This is a genomic window from Nitrospirota bacterium (genome assembly GCA_016235245.1).
In the GTDB taxonomy this organism is placed as follows: Bacteria; Nitrospirota; Thermodesulfovibrionia; order Thermodesulfovibrionales; family UBA6898; genus UBA6898.
In genome coordinates this window covers 92,815-111,714 of record JACRLO010000038.1, presented here as the reverse complement: position 1 = coordinate 111,714, position 18,900 = coordinate 92,815, and the positions used below count along the sequence as shown (strand labels likewise).

Here is an 18,900-nt window from a genome sequence, read left to right as displayed (position 1 = left end):
CAAGCATTATTTCTCTTTTTGCCTTTGCGACCGGATAAGCTCTCTCTGGCGCTTCAGCGTATATTGAATAATCTCATCACGGATATCCTCATCCATTTCATCAAAATGAAGCGCCAGTTCAAATTCGTCATTGTCCGCCTTAACGGCCCTCACCACGCGGCCAAACGCAAGTATCCCTATGGGTGGATAGGTAGGGAGAAGCATCTTTATTTCAACGTTGTCGCCGACCTCAGCCTTCTCTGGTGTAATCACCTTCAGCCCGGTTGCACTCAGATTCACCCGTCTGTTTTCGATCTGGGCAAATCCCTCTCTATGCAGATCCAGCCGCTCGAGGATTATCCCAAGCTTGGTATTAATGTCAACCAGCATGTTCCAGAGCTTGGGGTGCACGGCATCTTCCGGCAGTTCGAGCGTCCCGGTCTCAGAGCCGAATCCTGCCACCAGCTTAGGCTTCTTCGGTGCGCCTGCATCCGTAACTTTCCTGCAGTCAACAGGGAAGACATCGTCGATTCTGAAAAATTCACGTCTGTCACACCAGAGCCTCTTGACGCTGAACATGGTCTTGTCCCTGGTCATGACCTCCGTATAAAAATCCGATTCAGGAGCAGAAATAATAAGCTGGTCTCCCTTGCGCACATCGCAGGTCACCTCGTCGTTGGCCCTGATCACGACACCGGCGTTATTGACTGACACGATAGAGCCGCTGTACCGGAATCCGTCTTTTGCTATCCGGAAAAAGATCTGCTCACCGACATTAAGATCCAACCGATTCACCTCTGCCGGCAGGAGTCTGGAGAAATGCCTTGACGATCTCTCCGTCAAACTGGGTGCCGGAGCAGCGCAGCAGCTCTTCAACCGCATCCTTATGAGTCCTCGCTGTTCTATAGGGTCTTGATGTCGTCATAGCGTCAAAGGTATCGACTACGTTCATAATCCTCACCACAAGCGGAATCCTTTCACCCGCGAGACCATCGGGATATCCTTTTCCGTCAAACCGCTCATGATGATGACGGATCAGTTCCCGTTCTCTGGGAAAAAACTTTATGGGCTTTATTATATTATCACCTATCACAGGATGCAACCTGATTTCCCGGAACTCGTCGTCCGTCAGCTTGGAAGGCTTTAGCAGAACCGTATCCCGTACGCCAATCTTGCCGATGTCATGGAGATATCCGCCGAACCTGATGATCTCCTTGTCATCATTGCTGAAGTTCATAACCTCTGCCACCTGCAGCGCATAATTTGCAACCCGCTCGGAATGGTTTCTGGTATAGATGTCACGCGCCTCAATGCTGGTAACAAGAGATTTCAGGGTATTGATAAGATTGCTGTAAAAAACTTCGTACAGGGCATTATTTTCGATCCTCAGCGCCGCCTTTTTCGCAAAGGTCAGGGCGAGAGAAATCTCATAATCGGTAAAGGCAGTGCCATCGGCTTTATGGGAAATATTGAGTATGCCGAAGACTTCTTCATTCATGATCAGGGGAATCGAAAAGAACGGGGAAGTCAGAGGCGTGTTGTCATGGGGATTAAGCTCCCCGGGTAGCGCCATATAATACGTTTTGGCGCTGATCACCGTCTCAAATATCGTCCCGATACTACTGATGGTCCGCGCAGTTGTGCCGATTGCCGCCTCGATCTTTAAATCACCGTTTTCTACAATGCCAAACGATGCCTCTCTGACTACAAACAGCCTCGACACCATCTCAACAAGCTTCTCGTATATCTCTTTATTGCTGAAAATACCATCGATCTCGTTGCTGATCGACTGGAGGATGCCGATCTCGTGAAGACTTTTGAAGAGCTCGCTGTTGAGCTTGCCGACCATATTTTCGTTGTCGTGGTTATGAGAAATCTTGAAGAGGAGTCTTCTTTCCCCCAGGATTTTCGCTGCAGTCCCGAGAACGGTCTCGATCTTGAAGGGTTTGGTGATGAAGTCCTTTGCCCCTTCTCTCATGGCGTTTACGGCATTGTCTATGGAGGAAAATCCGGTAATCACCACCACAGGGACGCCGGGTACCGTTTTGATGGTTTCCTTCAGGAAATCCATGCCGTTCATCCGCGGCATGGTAAGGTCAGTGAATACGATGTCGTATTCCTGCCGACTCAGCTTTTCGAGCCCGTCGATGCCATCAAAGGCGAGATCCGCCTGATAGCCTCCAACATTGTTTAGAATGTCATAAAGGACGTCCCGGACAATGGGATCATCATCTACTATTAATATTCGCCCCTTGTCCATGACCCCTGATCAGCCTTTCCTTCAAGATATGAGACTCATCCTCCGATAAAACATTCACGGCTTTCAGACGCTCGATCCGTTCCAGCCATGAGGCTGTTATTTCAGGGTTCCCCTTATCGACCACGGTTTTCAGAAGTTCTATGTCGCGGTAGGTGTCCCTGAGCTGCTTTACCAGTTCCTTGTTTTCCTGAATGAGAAGCACCCGCTTGTATGCTCGCTCGACCACAAAAATGATCTCCTGCCCCTTAAACGGTTTGGTCAGGTAATCATATGCGCCCTCTTTCATCGCCTCAAGAGTCGTGTCAAGAGTGCCATACGCGGTGAGGATAACAACCGCTACGTCAGGGTTGGTTCTTGCCGATTGCTTAAGCACCTCGATGCCGTCAGCGCCTGGCATTCTAAGGTCAGTGATAACGAGGCTGATATCCTCGATGCGAAGCATGCGTATTGCATCAAGGCCGTCCTTTGCGGTAATGACCGTGTATCCTTCCCTTGACAGCAGGGAGTTGATAACGTCACGCGCTATGTCATCGTCGTCAGCAACGAGTATCCGGAAATCCTTCCTGGTCACGCTACTTCGCGTCCCTTATTCTTTCCAGGACTTCGCTCTTGGCCTGTGAAAGGATCTGCTGCTTCTTGGCCTCCTCAGAGATACTGACCATGTCTTTCGATCCTGCGCCGTCGCTCTCCCTTTCAAGCAGGGTCGACGGCTTCATCTTTGCCACCCTGTTGTACAGATGCATGACTTCGCTGATCTGATTCGGGAAAATTGTCATCTTTCTGCCTCCATATTCTATGGATGTCCCTTCTCTGGTTCTCCAGTTTTCTTTATCGGAATATATCTTTAGAAACTTTAGGCTTATTTTATCCGGCAATACCATAAAACCGGCCGGGCAGTCGATCAATATACTTCTTAAGGCCGCGAATCACTGCGTCTTTGATTAAGGCCGTTGCTGGCAAGCTCTTTGCTTAAACCGCAAGGCAGCCACTTAACTATAGAGCAAACGGCATTACTGAGACAATCAGAGCCCCGATCATCTCAGGGCATGTCTGAAATTATACTTTATTTCCTGCAGGTTGTGGTCACAAAAAAAAGCCTAAAGTTTCACGACAGTCTTCCGATAAGAATATCAGAAGCTGACAATACATGATCAAGGAGGAGGTGGAGCAGAGAGCAAGGGATCCTGAGGCTTAAAGAGTAAACGGTCCGCTTTGCGGATCAAAAATCCATCGAGAATCGGTGGAACAAAATTCCTAGAATAGGAGAATTATCATGGCACTCAACGACATTAGCTTAACCGCTGGTATGCGGTCAAACCTTGTAAATCTTCAGACAACAGTAGATCTTCTTTCCCGGACCCAAACCAGACTCGCCTCTGGCAAGAAAGTCAATACAGCACTCGACAACCCGACAGCATATTTTGCTGCACAGGCTCTTGACGCACGCGCCGGTGATATTGATGCACTTAAGGCAGACATGGGCCAGGCGATCCAGACGATCCAGGCAGCAGACAAGGGCATTAAGGGCATATCCTCCCTCATCGAACAGGCAAGAGGTATCGCTCAGCAGGCACAGGCAGCCAGTGCAACCGCATCCGGATATGCCACCGGCACCATTACACTCGCAAGTGCTGCTGCTGCTGACACGGTCACCGTAGCCGGAGAAGTCTTCACCGCAACAGCAGCCGGCTCGCCTGCGGCAACACAGTTCTACATCGGCGGCAATGACAACATGGACGCAGAAGCCCTGGCAATAGCGATCAATGCCAACACAACCGTTACTGGCCTCGGATTCTCTGCAAGCGCTTCAAACGGCGTTGTGACAATCTCGAATTCAGCTGCTGATGTCGCTGGTGGAGACGTCGCAACATCTAACGGCACACGTCTTGCTGAAGCAGTTGTAGCAGCAGACACTGATCTTTCTTCACTGCAGAACCAGTATAATGAGCTCCGCAACCAGATTGACACCATGGCGCTTGACTCGGGGTATAAAGGCAAAAATCTCCTCAATAACGACGATCTGACCGTTAAATTTGAGGGCAGTCACACCCTTGTTGTTAATGGCTTCACTGCCTCATCAACATCCCTGGGCATTACGGCTGCAAGCTGGACATTGCCTGCAAATGCAAGTGCAGATGTCGACAAGCTGATAACCGCTCTGTCAACATTGAGATCAGAGTCTTCGGCAATGTCGTCAAACCTGAGCGTCATCACAGCCCGTCAGAACTTCTCGACGGACATGATTAACGTCCTTACCGAAGGTTCAGGCAAGCTGACACTTGCTGACACCAACGAGGAAGGCGCAAACATGCTTATGTTGCAGACTAGGCAGTCTCTCAGCACGACAGCTTTGAGCCTTGCTTCTCAGGCAGCGCAGTCAGTACTCAGACTGTTCGGCTAAACTTGATTAGTGGTGAAAACGCAGGAGAGGAAGAATTCCTCTCCTGCACTCCACTTTTTACAAAGAGGTAACTATCATGAATATCAATGACATAAACATAACTCAGGCCATGCAGAATGCGATACGGCCGGCCGAAAAGAGTAATGTCCCGGTGCAGGCAAGGACAAATATATCACCATCAGCGGCGTCTGCCCAGTTTACCGGCGAGACACAGGCTTCCCAGGTTCCGGCCAGGGGTTTGGTCGTCAGCATTGATTTTATCAAAACTCAGCTGGATAATATTTTAGTTAATTATCCTCCGTTCTTCCCTCTGGGAACCTTTCAGAGGCTCGATCTGATCAAGAAGGTCAAAGGAGTAGAGGAGCAGATTGCCAAGTCATCGGTTGATGAGGGACTGAAGAAGGTCTTCTCCGGAGAAAAACTGTCGGTGGATGCAACGGATAAAGATATATCAGTTGCGCTGGACAGGCTCTTCCAGTTCAGAGATACCATAGCGCAGGACAAGAGTGTTACTGCTGAGCAACTACAGCCCGGTGCAATTTTGGACATAAAGGTTTAGCCGGCATGGCACTGAAGATCTCTCTGAAGCCTCATGAGAGGCTGATCATTGGTGGTGCGGTCATTTCGAACGGCGCCACCAAAAGCGATCTTGTTATCGAAAACAATGTTCCTATCCTGCGGGAAAAAGATATCCTTGGGCCAAAGGATGCCGATTCTCCCTGCAAAAGTGTCTATCTCGCCATACAGCTCATGTATATTGACGAGAAGAAACTTGCCGAATATCACAAGACGTACTGGGAGTTGATCAGGGATATACTCAGGGCATTGCCCAGCAGGCATGAACTAATTGCCGAAATAAGCGAACACATTCTCCACAGCCAATATTACCAGGCCCTGAAACTAACCAAAAAACTGATCGAATATGAACAGGAGGTTTTGAATCATGCTCGCAACACATCTCGACGCCTATAGAAAAGTTCAGAAGACGTCAATATCAGGCCGTGAACTTGAGGCATCCGTACTTACCCAGGCTGCATTTAAGCTGACCGCATGCCAGAACAACTGGGAAGCGAGTGACCACAACGTCATGCTGGAAGATGCGCTTATTCATAACCAGAGGATCTGGACCATACTTCAATCAGAGTTGGCAAAGGACGACAACCCGCTTCCTCAGCAGATAAAGGATGACCTGTTGAGTTTAAGCATCTTTATCGATAAGAGAACTTTTGACATAATGGCATTTCCTGACCCTGCAAAGCTCTCCATTCTCATTAATATCAACCTGAATATTGCAGCAGGCCTGAGGGGCTCAACTGGCGGGTAACTGAGCAGGGCAAGATTGTAACAGCTCGTTAATCCCCTTTCATCATCCTTTTCTGCATACATCAAGCAGAGTTGTTGTATCATCATTCCCAGCCCCGCGTTCGATTAGAGATTCAAGGATAGGGATTGCTTGGGATGTTCGACCGAGTTCGACTAACTGTTCGCAAAGATCGTGCAGAAACTTCTCGAATTTCAGACCCTTTCCGGCAAGCAAGGAGAGAATATCAAGAGCCCCTTGCTTCTTTCCGGCCATACTGTAGGCGGCGGCAAGAAGCACCATAGCCGGAGGATAATCCGGTGTTTCTTTAAGCACAGCCACGAGTTCTGTAATGACCTTTGCATAATCTCCGACAAGAAGTTCGGCGTAAGAATAGTTCAGTGATGCCTCTTTCATACACGGGTCCAATAAGACCGCTTTTTTTGCCGCATGCAGGGCTTCTTCATATTGTTTGCTCCGCAGATGGCAGGAGCTGATATTAAAAAAGAAGATTGCAGAAGGTTTATCCTTTGATAGGTCTATGGCCCTCTGCCACAATTCCATTGCCTCTTGATATTTTTCAAGTTCCTGCGCCTGATTTGCCAATTCAAAAAGCGACTTGATATCATTCGGGTTTTCTTCAAGTTTGCGCATACCCAGAAGGTAGTAGCTCTCTCCCTTGGAAATAGCCTTACTTGAATCCAGCTTCCCGAAATGGTGCACAACGATGTCGCATTGTCTGATTTCAATGCCGGCGGCTATTATCGACTGCTCGACCAGTTCATGCACATGCCCCGAAAATCTGACGCTCCGGTCATTCGAAAAGAGTCTGGTCTTGCCGCTCGGGAACCAGCCGGTCCCAATTTCCTCAAGGGGATATTCCCCCTTATTGGCATTCCATCCGAGGAGGCTGAAACTGCGCACATAATTTCGCGTTACAATGTTGAAAGCGACAGATTTCGATGTCTTATTTCGTGTGATGCTCCGCAATCGTTCATAGTCCTGAGCAGAAATAGTTTCGTCACCATCGAGCACAAAGATCCATGCACCGGAGGCCAGCTCCAGTGACGCATTACGTGCCTCAGAAAAGTCCCCTGTCCAGGGGAATTCCGTAACCCTTGCTCCGAAAGCCCTGGCAATCTCTCTTGTCCTGTCAGTCGAGCCGGTATCAACAATAATAATTTCGTCGGCAACAGCCAAAACACTCATGAGGCATCTGGCGAGGTGACGCTCTTCATTCTTCACGATCATGCAGACAGACAGGGTCCCGTCTTTGTCAGATGCATCGATGCCCTTAGGGCCGATCTCCTTTCTGACCTCAAGGGCAGCGGAGAGAAGGTTGTCGTCTATGCCAAAGGTTACCATGGCCTTCTGCAGCTCATATAATGCCTGTTCCTTCTTGTTCTGATGCAAGAGAATATCTATCAGAAGCAGGATGATTCCCCTCAGCAACGGATAGAACACCGCTATGCCCCGTATTATATCTTCGCCTCTCCTGAACTCAGCTGTTGATATTATTGCAGAGTGATAAAGGGCGCTGATGTCCGTGGCCATGGGGGCAAAAAGAAAGCCTTTTTCGAGGAGATCCAGTGCCGCAATCTGTTCTCCTGCTGTCCATTTTATAACCCCGAGGTTTGAGTATGGTTCACCGTATCCGGCATCGGAGTCTATTGCCCTTAGAAAGAAAGCCTCAGCAGCCTCTCGGCTCCCCTGCTTATAAGCCACAATCCCTTTCAGATTTAAGGCCGGTGCAAATCCTCCATCAAGAGAAAGGGCCTTGTCCGCATAGCTGTCAGCCTCATCCAGTTCATCCAGCCCCTCCCTGCAGTATCCGATAAGAGCCAGTCTTTTCGGTTCATTATCAGCCATGGCACCAAGCGCCTCAAGGGCATCATTGAAAAGCCGGGAGTCGATCAATATTTCAGCAAGGCGATAGTAAATCTGATTGGCATCCGGATAATACTTGATGCCCTCAATCAGAGCTGCGATAGCCTGATCTATCAACTGTTTTTGATAAAGCTCATCGGCCTGTTCAACTGCATTTAGGACAGCAAGTCTTTTACCCGGCTCACTTCGCGCAGGGATATTTCTCCATTTTCGATCAAATATTTTTTTATTGCTTCCCATGGAAGAAGCGTAAGGGATCTTGTTGCCCTTGAAGCTGATGCTTCCGAAATGGTGGATAAAAACGTCCCCTGCTATCAGATTCCTGTTGCCCTCCAGTGCTGCTCTCAGGCAGTAGTCATCATCCTCAAAATTTCCTGACCCGAAGCTTTCATCGAGGAGCCCAATATTTCCTGCAAGGCTTCTTCTAAAAAGCATACAGAACCCAACAATACGTCTGAGCGGTATGCGTCTATATCTGTTTTTCTGCCGGAATTGAGCGGCATATTCATCAAGATGATCGGCTGATCGGTAGTCAGACGAAGTTACCTGCTGCGGCCCGCTTATATTATTCGTCATAGGGCCTACAATCCCTGTGTCAGGAGCACTTGTCAGGCATTCAATAAGACCTGAAAGCCAATCCTTCGCAACAATGACATCATTGTTCAGAAGAAGTATATATTCGCCCTTCGAAGCCTCTATCCCCTGATTGCAACCCTTTGCAAAGCCAAGATTGGTCTCATTTTGAATGAGAACATACTTTTTGTTTTCTTTGACAAGTCTTCCAAGCCATTTTACCGTGCCATCAGTTGAACCATTGTCTACAAAGATTATTTCATGAGGCTCTGGTGTATGTTTTCTTATGCTCTTGAGGCATTTTTTTGTATATTCAAGTTGATTAAACGTAAGGATCACAATCGACGTAAGGCCTTTTATTGTTTCCCTGTGCTGAAAGTGCGCCTGAAAACTGTCCGAAATTTGCTGAGCAGCAATCGCTCCAGCCTGTTTTCCCTCAGATGAAACATCAGTGGGCACCACTTCTTTTTGAGCAATCACAATAAATTGATAGGTGAACAAATTCGTGATCTCGTCTTTTGAAAGATCCGAAATCTCAAGATTCCCCTGCTTGAACCTGTTGCCGGAGTCTTTGACCTGGCTCATATCAAGCGGCGGGTTCAGCACTTTATCAATGCTTCTGATCGTTAATCCTGCCCCAGTGATCAATTTCATGGATTCTTCGAGCGTAAAGAACCTCAAGTGTGTGGCATCCAGAATACCTGCATCTTCATACTGCCACTTGCCCCTGATGAGATCCTGAACCACCGTAATGTTCTGCACATTAGGAAGAGAGACAACAATATGGCCGCCTGGTTTTATAAAATCTGTCAGCTCTTTTAAAACGTCCCACGGATCGTAGAGATGCTCCAGGACATCCAACACAACCAGCAAGTCAAAATCACTATGCTTCAGCCCATGATCCTTTTGCAAGTCAGTTCGTTCAATATCTGCAACAATGACCTTATCGAGGTGCTGCCTCGCAATCCCGGCAGCCTCCTCTGAAAGCTCTATGCCGACGTATGAATCGATTGCCATTTTTTCTTTCAGGCTCTTTCCGGTAGCCCCGCCAGCACACCCTATTTCCAGAACTTTGCCTGCAGGAATCCGGTTTTTGACCAGTGCCTCCACTACTTCATTTCGTGCGAAGCCAAAGTAGGAGCTTTTCTTGGCAGATTTCAAGGGATTATTCTGATGAGCAGCAGCAAAAGATTTTCGCTCCGCTCGCTTATGCTTTACTGCCCCATGGACGTCATTCGGCTTATAGAGGATGCAAAAGGAATCTCCCCACTGGTCGCTGCCATCTGAGAATCCGGAAGTCCCCCAGAACGTTTTTGATTCCAACACCTCCAGTCCTGCCCACTTTGCAAGAGCCCGAAACCCATCAGGATAATATCGCCAGCAGTCCACCGGATACTTATGCTCAGGTCCCCGCGATGGCGCTACAATGCAGATGAGGCCATTTTTCTTCAGGGTTCGTTTCATCTCTTCGATAACAAGCCACGGGAATTCTATATGCTCAAAAGCCTGCCCAGAAATAATGACATCAAACGTTTCGTCCTTCAGTTCAGGCCATGAATACGGGTCAGCTGGCACATAATCCACATTGGGGCCGGGATTCACGTCAAGGCCAGTGTAAAGGAACTTTGCGGTGTCAGCGAAGATCTCTTTGTATGTGCCGTTTACGCCATAACTACCGACATCGAGAAGCTGTATCGGTCTCTGTGAAAAATGCTTCTCCACAAGTTCCCTGAAGCGTGTAACTATGCTAAATGAGCTCTGATGCATCCTGGTGATTCTCCTTTTCATAATTACCATGAGACTTTCCCAATAACGTTCTCTCTATGTATGTACCGCTGCCCTTAAACCTGAAAAAATGCCTGGGATCATTGATCGCCATTTTTCCGTGAGCTGCGCAATATTTGCAAACTGCGGAGGGATTGCTTCTGACTTCCTTGCGCAGCTTAAGGATAGGAAAACTATTCCATATTTGCTCGAGATTTGAATGATTAATGTTACCCAATATGTATCGATCCGGGAAATCCATGCAACAGGGGCCGACCCTGCCATCATGATTGACATAGAGATGAAAAAAGGGATAGCCGCAATACTCACCGTGGGATACATTCTCCGGCGACCGACTAAACAGGTTGGGGACAGACAGGGAAATACCAAGCCTGTCAGCCAGTTGTTTTGCCTGCACCATGCACTCATCAGAAAGAGCCTGATGATGAAACAGGCTCTCATCTTTTAGATCCTTGACGTAGGCTATGTCATGGAAGGCAATGATCGAATCAACCTGAAATGCCTTTGCCAATTTCACAACGTCGGCAAGTTCACGAATATTGCTCTTCATGGCACCGAAATTCAGGACAAGCCTGGGCGTAATTGACTTATGCTTTTCTTTTGACGCACGTATCAGATTTAAGCTTCTTTTCATAACATCCAGAGTACCGTTGACCCTGATACTTGCATAGGTCTCATCACGAGCAGCGTCACAGGAGAAACTCAAGACATCAAGTCCACTTCGCACGATTTTATCTGCCAGGCTCTCATCAACCAATTGAAGATTTGATGTCGTATGTACTCGCACCTTATGCAGTTTTGCATCCTGCACAAAAGAGAAAAACTCTTTAGAAAGGAAGGGTTCTCCGATGCCCACGAGATGGATATCACTGAGCTGTGGCATATGCGGCAGGATGTCTTTTTCCCAGAGCGCACGAGGGAAAAAGCCGGTCGTATGCCCGTCAATATGCCTGAAACACTGGGGACAAGACAGATTGCACGCACTTGAGACCTCCACCTGAAGCACTTTCAGCTTATGGAAGGGCACAATAAAATCTACAAGGTCGCCGCGAGCCTGCAGATGATGGAGAAGATCATCCTCCCAACAACCTCTAATCCACTTCGCAGCAGCAAAATCATAGGTTTTCACAATCCTTGCCGGATTACCAACTGCTACGCAATAATCAGGAATATCTTTATTGACAACGGAATTTGCGCCAACGACGCAATGTTTACCGATCTTTACTTTCCCCATGATAACAGAATTGATGCCTATCCAGGTTTCATCCCCAATCGTCACCTGGTCCTTGTTGGTAGTTATCCCTTGGTTCATAATAGGAATGCCTATTTGCTGATACGCATGATGAGTGTCGGCGATAAAAACATTAGGGGCCAGAAGTACATTCTTGCCAATCTCGATCTTATTCGCCGCCGAAAGAATACACCTTCTTCCGATATTGGAACCCTCTCCGATAATAATCATTGGCCCTGTTCCGGCCTGCTGAAACGCAATATTCAGCCAGCAGTCTTTTTGAATAACCACGCCTTTACCAAACTGCATCCTCTCTTTGCCCCGAATATCGCAACTCGGGTCGATCACATAATCGCTTCCCGCTGTCGTGTCTATCTTGCGACCCAATGATGAGTCAGAAGAAGTAGTCTTATTTGACTTATCAATAAGAGAAAGGTAGTTCTTTATATCTTTATCATCAATCAATACGCAGTCCTCCTTTGACGTGACATTGCAATTTCAGTGCCTGGCTACAGAGTCTGTTTTACTATTATAAATCAATAAGTTGACCTTACTATTGCACAATAAATAAATCAAGTAAAATTAGCTTCGGTCAATTAATTGACGGATAAGACGCTTCATATGCAGTTGCATCATTATTTGGCTAACCCCTTGCGATTAAAGTTTTATTGTTACTAAACCGATAAAAATATATGAGCAGCACACCCTTTCCTGCAATATGGGGCATAGATAGGCCATGATTTCAAGCGAATTTATCGACAGTTTTTTTTCGTCCACGTTGAACTCGCAGGCCCAATATGACAGCCTAGCGAACAATTCGCTTGCAAATGGCATAGACCTCTACCAGAAGGGTGATTATGCCGGAGCCGTCAGACAATTCCGTACGTCTATCGGCATTTCTCCGTTTACCGACAATTCAGCCTCGGCTTACAATTACATGGCAATGGCTTATCAGAAGATGGATAAGGCCGAAGATGCTATCAGGACATACAAGGAAGCGATCAGCGTATACCCGACGCGGGATAGCTTCCATCTAAGCCTGGGAGATGTGTATCTTCAGACCGGGCGGCCAGCCGAAGCAGAAAAAGAGTATACGGCGGCAGTTCGTCTGAATCCGACTTCTGCTGAAAACAGGTATTCTCTCGGTAAAATGTATCTGGACTCCGCCAGATACAGCGAGGCAGAGGTACAATTCAAGCAGGTTACAGAGCTTTCCCCAAATAGTGCATCCGGCTATTACGGCCTTGGCCAGGTCTTCAGAAAAAAGGGCGAATATTCGGATGCCATAGCGCAGCTTAACAAGGCATTATCCGTCAACAAGAGTTTTGATTCTGCTATTAGCGAATTGGGCTACACCTACGCCGACATGGGTGAAATGGATAAGGCAGGCGAGCAGGTGTCGATTCTCTCAGCAAAGAAATCATCGCTCGCAGTAGAACTTCAGGGATACATTTATGATGCCTCTGCGCCAAAAATAATCCTTGCATACAGCACAAATGGATTTAACTCATCCCTGGGTGCCGGGACTGCAGTATCCGGCTTGAATGATGTTTTAGCTTCCGCAAATGCAAGGAAGACCTTCACCATGAGATTCGGTTTTTCAAAGGATATGGATATTGCCTCAGTTCAGAATCCATACAACTGGGAGATCAGCAGGTCTACCGGTGCAGAGGTAGGAGGGGCATACAACTGGGGATTGAAGATACCTTCTACTGAGGTCGGTATCAGCGCGTATCCGATCAGTGTACGATACAACGCCAAGACATCCAGCGCTGATGTAACGTTCTCGATTGTACAGAATGGCTCAGCCGATGCTACAATTGATCCTTCGCACATTATGTTCAGATTTTCCGGCCTTGACGCGTATGGCAAGGCCATGAATACATCCGCAGACCAATACAGCAAATTTTCAAAAATAGTCTGACGGATTTGCTGGTTCGCAAACCGTTTGCAAACGAACTATTCCCCTATTATCTGATATACTTTTTCCATGACTGAAAACGTGGTCTGGCATGAAAGGCTCGTATCCCGCCGTGAGCGGAACCGCATGAACAAGCATAAAAGCGGGGTTGTCTGGTTCACGGGTTTGTCAGCCTCGGGCAAGTCCACCATTGCCCATCACCTTGAGAAGGAACTCTTCGACCGGGGAATCAGGTCCTATGTCCTGGATGGTGACAACGTCCGCCATGGCATTAATTCAAATCTCGGCTTCAGCCGCGAAGACCGGAAAGAGAATCTGCGCAGGATAGCCGAGGTATCAAAACTGTATGTCGATGCAGGCATTGTTGTGCTCGCTGCCTTCATCTCCCCCTACCGTGAAGACAGGGCCTATGTGAAAGAGGTGGTCGGCTCTGAGGATTTTTTCGAGATATATGTTCAGTGTTCTCTGGACGTATGTGAAATGAGGGACCCCAAGGGGTTATACAAAAAAGCACGGGCAGGCTTAATAAAAAACTATACCGGCATAGATGCGCCCTATGAAGAACCTCTTGCTCCTGATCTCGCCATAAATACCGCTGAGCTCGATGTCGACTCCTCCGTTCAAAGCGTCCTGACCTTTCTCGACGAACGGAAGTTCATTCTCCTTCTTTAGCGTAATACACTCTTAGGTCATCAAAACCGACAGGCCATAATGGAAAGCCTATCGCGTCTCCCCCTTGGCCTTTCCATTAATGGCATAGATAAATGCAAGGATTTCTGCAACAGCCTTGTACAGTTTGGGCGGGATCTCTTCATAAAGTTCCAGCGACGAAAGAATCTCGACAAGGGTCTTGTCTTCCCTGATCGGAATGCCGTGCTTACGGGCCGTTTCGAGGATCTTTTCGGCAAGCGCCCCCTTTCCCTTGGCAACGACCCTGGGGGCACGGTCGTCCCCATGCTGGTATTTGACAGCCGCAGCCTTTGTCTGTTTGGGGTCCCTGTTCATTGTCATTGCGCCTACACTTTGATGTTCAGACCCTGCGTCTTCTTTGCACCAAAGTCAATCTCCTGTCTGTGGGCAATATTGACGACCATCAACGGCAGTCCCGCATCATGGAATCTCTTTTCAAGCAACCCTTTCCCGGCGCTGATGAGCTCTCTGAGCTTCTGGTCAGCGGCATAAAAAGAGAGATAAAAGCTGTTCTCAAAAAGCGTGACAGAGACGGAAAGCCTGCCGGCCGGTTCAAGGTCTAGATTGATATCACAGGAATAGGACTCTCCTCTGCTGTCCTGTCCCTTCTTGAAAGAAAGCTCTCCTTCTTTCAATTCCTGCCAGGCAATCGGCAGAAAAGTATACACAGCATTATTGACCTGGGACGTTACCTGAAAAAACTCAATATTTTTTATCAGTTTATCGACCAGGCCTCCCACTTCCGACGGTCTAATGCCTGCCCGCTGCAGCGCAGTTGTCAATTGAGTATCATGCAGCGCCTCCCTGAGCCTCAGGAGTTCCAGTTTATGGTCCCCGCCGCTCAACAGAGTCTTCAGCCTCTCACTGCTGCTGTCAAGTCCATGCTCCAGAACCGCAAGCTTTAACTTGGTCTCAAAGAGGATGCCCGAGTCTTCCACGGATTTTTTCAGTAGTTCGGAACTCAGTTTTTCGATCTCGGGCATAATCCTCTCGATAGCCCTGAACTCAGGAAATGTCGTCTTGATCTTCTCGGGAAGGGCCTGAAAGATATCTTCCATCAGGGTGAGGTCATCCGGTTTCAGCCTCGAGCCGGCGAATTCAGAAAGCATTCTCAGGACCCTCTGGGGCAGCAGTTCTTCTCCGGTCTTCCCGACCATCTGATTGCCTTCCGATGCCGTGCCCATAAACTGGAGCTTGATCTCTGCATCGCTGGCAGTCACCCGGAACTGCACCGTCATGCCTTTTGTCAGAGCAATGTCTGACCTGGCGACGATAATGCCGCTCTCTCCGTTTTTCTGTTGAATGCGGAGTGAGACATCACCGGAGTCGAGCACATTAAGGACCTCTGCCGATATGATGTCATTGATCTTGAGATTAAGGCCCTTGCCATAGGACTTAAGGAGGGTAAGAACATTGTCTGCATTTATGATCAGAGGGAGTTGCATGAAAAATACGTTTTCATCGCGCCTGGCGACGGCAGCTTACGTCAGAAAATCCATAAGTGACTTCTGTAGCATCTGCGCAGACGATGCCTGCATGGCAGACAGGGTAACCTGTATCTGCTTCAGTTCAGTAATGACTTCGGTCAGGTCTGCGTCCTCGGTCCTGGAAAGGAAATCGGTAATACTATTGATGGAATTGATATTGAACTGCTTCTGGTCGTCGATCTGCTTCAGTCTCAAATGGTTGAACGACTCGACATTCATGACGTTCTGGGCGACCATATCAAGGGGCTTGCTCAGGGCCGCAATGCGCCTGGCATCCTGTGCATTGATCGCATTGCCCAGGATATCTGCCGCCTGAATAACATTTGAAAAGCTGAATGTATCCAGGACCGTCGTATCGTCAGCCGCCCTGATCTCGACATCGGTCACGGTGCCGGCACCCGGTGTATAATGAACAAAGTAACCCTGTATCGGCACAACCGTCGGGGCGCTAAAGAGCGCACTGAAGACGCTGCTTCCCGGATCATTGACCTGCACCGCAGCACCCTGATCGATCATCACGTTCATGACCCCCGCATCTCCCTGATAGTCATAGGTCGTCGCATTGTATGCCTGCGTGTCAGTCCGGTATCCTGAAAAGATATAGCGGTTTTCAAACTGCATATTGCCCATCTCAAGCAGCTGGTCCCTCAACTGAAAAGCCAGGGCAGCATCCAATGGCCTTGCCGTATCATCCGCAATATCCCTGCTTGCAGAGCGGGCAAGAGACTTGAGGCTGCTGAGGGACTTTGAGACCTGAGATTCAACCGACTGGGTGAACTTTATCAGGGTGTCAGCCTGCTGGCCATTGGTGCCGAACTGGTCATAACTCTGCAGGGACAACCGGTAGCTCATGGCATTCTTCATGCCAAGGACATCATCAGAGGGTCTGTTAATCTTCTTGCTTGTCGCCATCTGCTCATTGAGCCTGCCAAACTGCTCTGTCTGCTGCTGCATGGCGCGCGTAAGCTGATCGAATATCATGAAAGAGGTAATTCTCATAGGTTTAACAACGTCTGCATAAGTTCGTCCGTCATCTTGATCATGCGGGCGCCAGCCTCAAAAGCCCGCTGATAACGGATCATATTTGCAGCCTCCTCATCAAGGGACACGCCCGAGACACTCTCCTTCTTGTTCCTGACCGCAGAGAGCATGCTGTCATCGATTTTCAACGTATCTGACGCACTCCTGCTTGCCGCGCCGACGTAGGCAACCGTTGCGGTATAGCTCTGCATGAAAGTCACGCTGCCGAGTCCGGAGACAGACGTGCTGGCAAGCCGCGCAATCAAAAGCGCATTGGAATTATTTCCCGGCAGTTCGGTCGCTGAAGAAGATGCAGCGATTTGATTGATATTGCTGATCGCAACGCCAAAGTTCCTGATCGCAGCGGTTGACGGATCGATGAGGAAGCTGTCCGTGTCAGCCACTGCACCGCTGATATCGACCTGAATGCCGTCAAAGGCAACGGTCGTTCCGGCAGCATTATAAGCGCCCGTCGCTGCGGTCAGACCGGTCTCCTTGTTTGTTACCGTGTAGTTGCCGCCTCCAAAGGTGATATCATAGCCCTTAAGCGACAGATTGGCATAGAGCTGAGTATAGTCGGTCACTGCCAGGCCGGTGACATCTGCAGTGGCAGCATTGTCCTGCGAGGTGAGCTGCAAAGGGCTGAAAAAGTCGGTGACGCTGGATCCGTCGAGGCCAAAACCGCTCCGGTGAAGATTATTCACCTCTTTAATGACCGAGGTGATAAGCTCTCTCAATTGGAGCAGGGGATTGTCCTGAACATCATTGCGCGCTGCCATCAGACCGCCTAACTGACCGTTTCTTATAAGGCCGGTTATATTCGTGCCATCCAGAAATAGTTCAGCATCGCCATTGCGGTTGATCGGGGAAGAAAGCGCATTAGCCTTGCCTCCGGAGACAAGGTTCCTCATCCCCATGGTAATGGTCACAGAACCGTTATTGCTCTCATACGAGCTGATATCGGCAAGACCGGCCAGCTGATTCAGCAGATTGTCCCTTTGTGATCTCAGATCGCCTGCATTTTCACTACCCTGTCCTGTCTCCATCTGAACGATCTTGTCATTGAGCGAGGCAATCCCTGCCGCAATCTCATTAATCCTGCCGGTCAGATCGGCAATGCCTTCATTGGCCTGCTTCACAATCGTTGTCAAGCCGGTCTCCATCCTCTGAGCTGCGGCGACCAGAGAACCAGCCTTCTGCAGGAGCAGGATCCTCTGCGGCTGACCATCAGGCACCATTGACACATCGTGCCAGGCATTGAAGAATTCTGTCAGACTCGTCTGGAGACCCATGCCCTGCTGTTCATTGAATACCTGCTCAACCTGGCTCAAGGTCTTCTCAAGAGAGGTCGATCTGCCCTGATACTGCTGCTGCTGAGTCAGCTGCGCCTCAATGAAGCGGTCAAAGCTTCTCCTGATCCCTGCAAGGGTCACTCCGGAACCGGTCAGCTGTCCGTTCGTTCCCATAACAGGAGTAGATATTTCAAGGGTAACGTCCTGCCTCACATAGTTTGGCGTATTCGCGTTGGCGATATTGTTATTAATGACAGCGAGCGCTGTCTGACTCGCTGAAATGGCAGACTTGCCTATATTGAAAAGCCCTGAAATGGACATTTATGTCTCCCGGGAAACGAGCATACCCTTCCGGGGCATGCCTTCATGAAAGCCAAAGGTACTAAAAAATCCTGCATTGTTTCTGAAGTAGCTGAGCGAGCGCTCAATAAGAAGCCTGTTAAAGTTGTTCAGTTCTTCTATTGCCTGCACCAATGATCTGAGCTTTGACCGGACATCGAGAAATGCATTGTTACCGGTCATTTCTCCAAGTTTCTGAAGAGTCAGATCGCCTTTGCCAAGATCTTTCATGAGCCTTATCCGTTCCTCCTCGAGAAGCCTGAGTCTCAGGATAAGCACATCCTTCTCTTTGTAGAGCGCTTCGACTGCACCGCCATCCAGGTCAATAAGACAGAGCCGTTCCCTCTGCAGAAGCTCAAGGAGCATCTTATATCCAACGACCTGCTCATCCAGAATCCTGGCAACGGCATCTTCCTGTTTCATATCATTTCGTCAATCATTTTCGACGCGACTTTTTCAGGGTCAATCTTATAGGTGCCATCATTGACTGACTTGCCGATCGCTTCGACCTTCTCGGTACGGATCTCAGGCATCTGGTTAATGGCGCTCGTCATCTCGGCCATACCTTTTGCCTTCCCTGAGAGATCGACCTTGTCAACAGGGCTGATCTTCTGGACCGATCCGCTTCCAAGGACCTGATCGGCCTTTGGGACCTTCTGTGTCTTGCCTGACGCATCCTGTTGTTCAGGCGGCTTGTTACCGTAAACCTTCATTTTCGCCTCCGCTAAGAACTGT

At 48.7% G+C, this 18,900-nt stretch carries 18 protein-coding genes; 6 read left to right on the top strand and 12 right to left on the bottom strand.

The annotated features are described in order from the left end of the window. Nucleotides 1-6: 6 nt before the first annotated feature. The 4 genes from HZB31_15305 to HZB31_15290 are packed head-to-tail and all read right to left on the bottom strand — an operon-like array spanning nt 7 to nt 3,015. Nucleotides 7-765 (bottom strand): PilZ domain-containing protein, encoded by a 759-nt coding sequence (locus tag HZB31_15305; protein ID MBI5849290.1) that lies wholly within the window; start codon nt 763-765, stop codon nt 7-9. Further along, complete coding sequence (locus HZB31_15300) at nt 755-2,239, bottom strand: response regulator (protein ID MBI5849289.1); 1,485 nt, start codon at nt 2,237-2,239, stop codon at nt 755-757. The genes HZB31_15305 and HZB31_15300 overlap by 11 nt, the downstream gene beginning before the upstream one ends. Next, nucleotides 2,208-2,810: a response regulator gene (locus tag HZB31_15295; GenBank protein MBI5849288.1), complete on the bottom strand. Its 603-nt coding sequence runs from the start codon at nt 2,808-2,810 to the stop codon at nt 2,208-2,210. Before HZB31_15295 ends, HZB31_15300 begins: the two co-directional genes overlap by 32 nt. Before the next feature lies 1 nt (nt 2,811). Continuing rightward, complete coding sequence (locus tag HZB31_15290; GenBank protein ID MBI5849287.1) at nt 2,812-3,015, bottom strand: hypothetical protein; 204 nt, start codon at nt 3,013-3,015, stop codon at nt 2,812-2,814. Nucleotides 3,016-3,512: 497 nt separating this feature from the next. On the opposite strand from HZB31_15290, the gene HZB31_15285 reads away from it, so the two are divergent. From HZB31_15285 to flaF, 4 genes are all read left to right on the top strand, one after another. Continuing rightward, a complete protein-coding gene (locus tag HZB31_15285) occupies nt 3,513-4,640 on the top strand; it encodes a hypothetical protein (protein ID MBI5849286.1) in 1,128 nt (375 codons plus the stop codon). 76 nt (nt 4,641-4,716) lie between these two features. Next, nucleotides 4,717-5,199, top strand: a complete 483-nt coding sequence (locus HZB31_15280) for a hypothetical protein (protein ID MBI5849285.1) — start codon at nt 4,717-4,719, stop codon at nt 5,197-5,199. A 5-nt stretch (nt 5,200-5,204) separates the two neighbouring features. Then, nucleotides 5,205-5,612, top strand: coding sequence for a flagellar biosynthesis repressor FlbT (locus tag HZB31_15275; protein MBI5849284.1), 408 nt, complete (start codon nt 5,205-5,207; stop codon nt 5,610-5,612). Beyond that, a complete protein-coding gene (gene flaF, locus HZB31_15270) occupies nt 5,584-5,964 on the top strand; it encodes a flagellar biosynthesis regulator FlaF (GenBank protein ID MBI5849283.1) in 381 nt (126 codons plus the stop codon). The genes HZB31_15275 and flaF overlap by 29 nt, the downstream gene beginning before the upstream one ends. A gap of 42 nt (nt 5,965-6,006) precedes the next feature. Here the strand turns inward: flaF and HZB31_15265 are convergent, their stop codons facing one another. Both HZB31_15265 and HZB31_15260 read right to left on the bottom strand, forming a co-directional pair. Beyond that, nucleotides 6,007-10,167 carry a glycosyltransferase gene (locus HZB31_15265; GenBank protein ID MBI5849282.1) on the bottom strand — a complete coding sequence of 1,387 codons (4,161 nt, stop codon included), beginning with the start codon at nt 10,165-10,167 and terminating at the stop codon, nt 6,007-6,009. Next, the gene (locus tag HZB31_15260) at nt 10,148-11,881 is read right to left on the bottom strand and encodes an SPASM domain-containing protein (GenBank protein MBI5849281.1); all 1,734 of its coding nucleotides are present in this window, start codon (nt 11,879-11,881) and stop codon (nt 10,148-10,150) included. Before HZB31_15260 ends, HZB31_15265 begins: the two co-directional genes overlap by 20 nt. A 271-nt stretch (nt 11,882-12,152) precedes the next feature. Between HZB31_15260 and HZB31_15255 the strand changes: the two genes are divergently transcribed. Together HZB31_15255 and cysC are read left to right on the top strand one after the other, a co-directional pair. Further along, nucleotides 12,153-13,340 (top strand): tetratricopeptide repeat protein, encoded by a 1,188-nt coding sequence (locus tag HZB31_15255; GenBank protein ID MBI5849280.1) that lies wholly within the window; start codon nt 12,153-12,155, stop codon nt 13,338-13,340. Between the two features lie 66 nt (nt 13,341-13,406). After that, nucleotides 13,407-14,009: an adenylyl-sulfate kinase gene (gene cysC / locus HZB31_15250; GenBank protein MBI5849279.1), complete on the top strand. Its 603-nt coding sequence runs from the start codon at nt 13,407-13,409 to the stop codon at nt 14,007-14,009. Between the two features lie 48 nt (nt 14,010-14,057). Here the strand turns inward: cysC and HZB31_15245 are convergent, their stop codons facing one another. From HZB31_15245 to flgM, 6 genes are read right to left on the bottom strand one after another with little or no spacing between them, the layout of a single operon-like run. After that, nucleotides 14,058-14,342 (bottom strand): EscU/YscU/HrcU family type III secretion system export apparatus switch protein, encoded by a 285-nt coding sequence (locus HZB31_15245; protein ID MBI5849278.1) that lies wholly within the window; start codon nt 14,340-14,342, stop codon nt 14,058-14,060. A gap of 11 nt (nt 14,343-14,353) precedes the next feature. After that, nucleotides 14,354-15,472 (bottom strand): flagellar hook-length control protein FliK, encoded by a 1,119-nt coding sequence (locus HZB31_15240; protein ID MBI5849277.1) that lies wholly within the window; start codon nt 15,470-15,472, stop codon nt 14,354-14,356. Nucleotides 15,473-15,508: 36 nt separating this feature from the next. Further along, nucleotides 15,509-16,495 (bottom strand): hypothetical protein, encoded by a 987-nt coding sequence (locus tag HZB31_15235; GenBank protein ID MBI5849276.1) that lies wholly within the window; start codon nt 16,493-16,495, stop codon nt 15,509-15,511. Nucleotides 16,496-16,509: 14 nt separating this feature from the next. Further along, entirely contained in the window at nt 16,510-18,147 is a 1,638-nt protein-coding gene (gene flgK / locus HZB31_15230) for a flagellar hook-associated protein FlgK (protein MBI5849275.1), read from the bottom strand. After that, a complete protein-coding gene (gene flgN, locus HZB31_15225; GenBank protein ID MBI5849274.1) occupies nt 18,148-18,588 on the bottom strand; it encodes a flagellar export chaperone FlgN in 441 nt (146 codons plus the stop codon). After that, nucleotides 18,585-18,878: a flagellar biosynthesis anti-sigma factor FlgM gene (flgM, locus tag HZB31_15220; GenBank protein ID MBI5849273.1), complete on the bottom strand. Its 294-nt coding sequence runs from the start codon at nt 18,876-18,878 to the stop codon at nt 18,585-18,587. Before flgM ends, flgN begins: the two co-directional genes overlap by 4 nt. Nucleotides 18,879-18,900 lie beyond the last annotated feature (22 nt).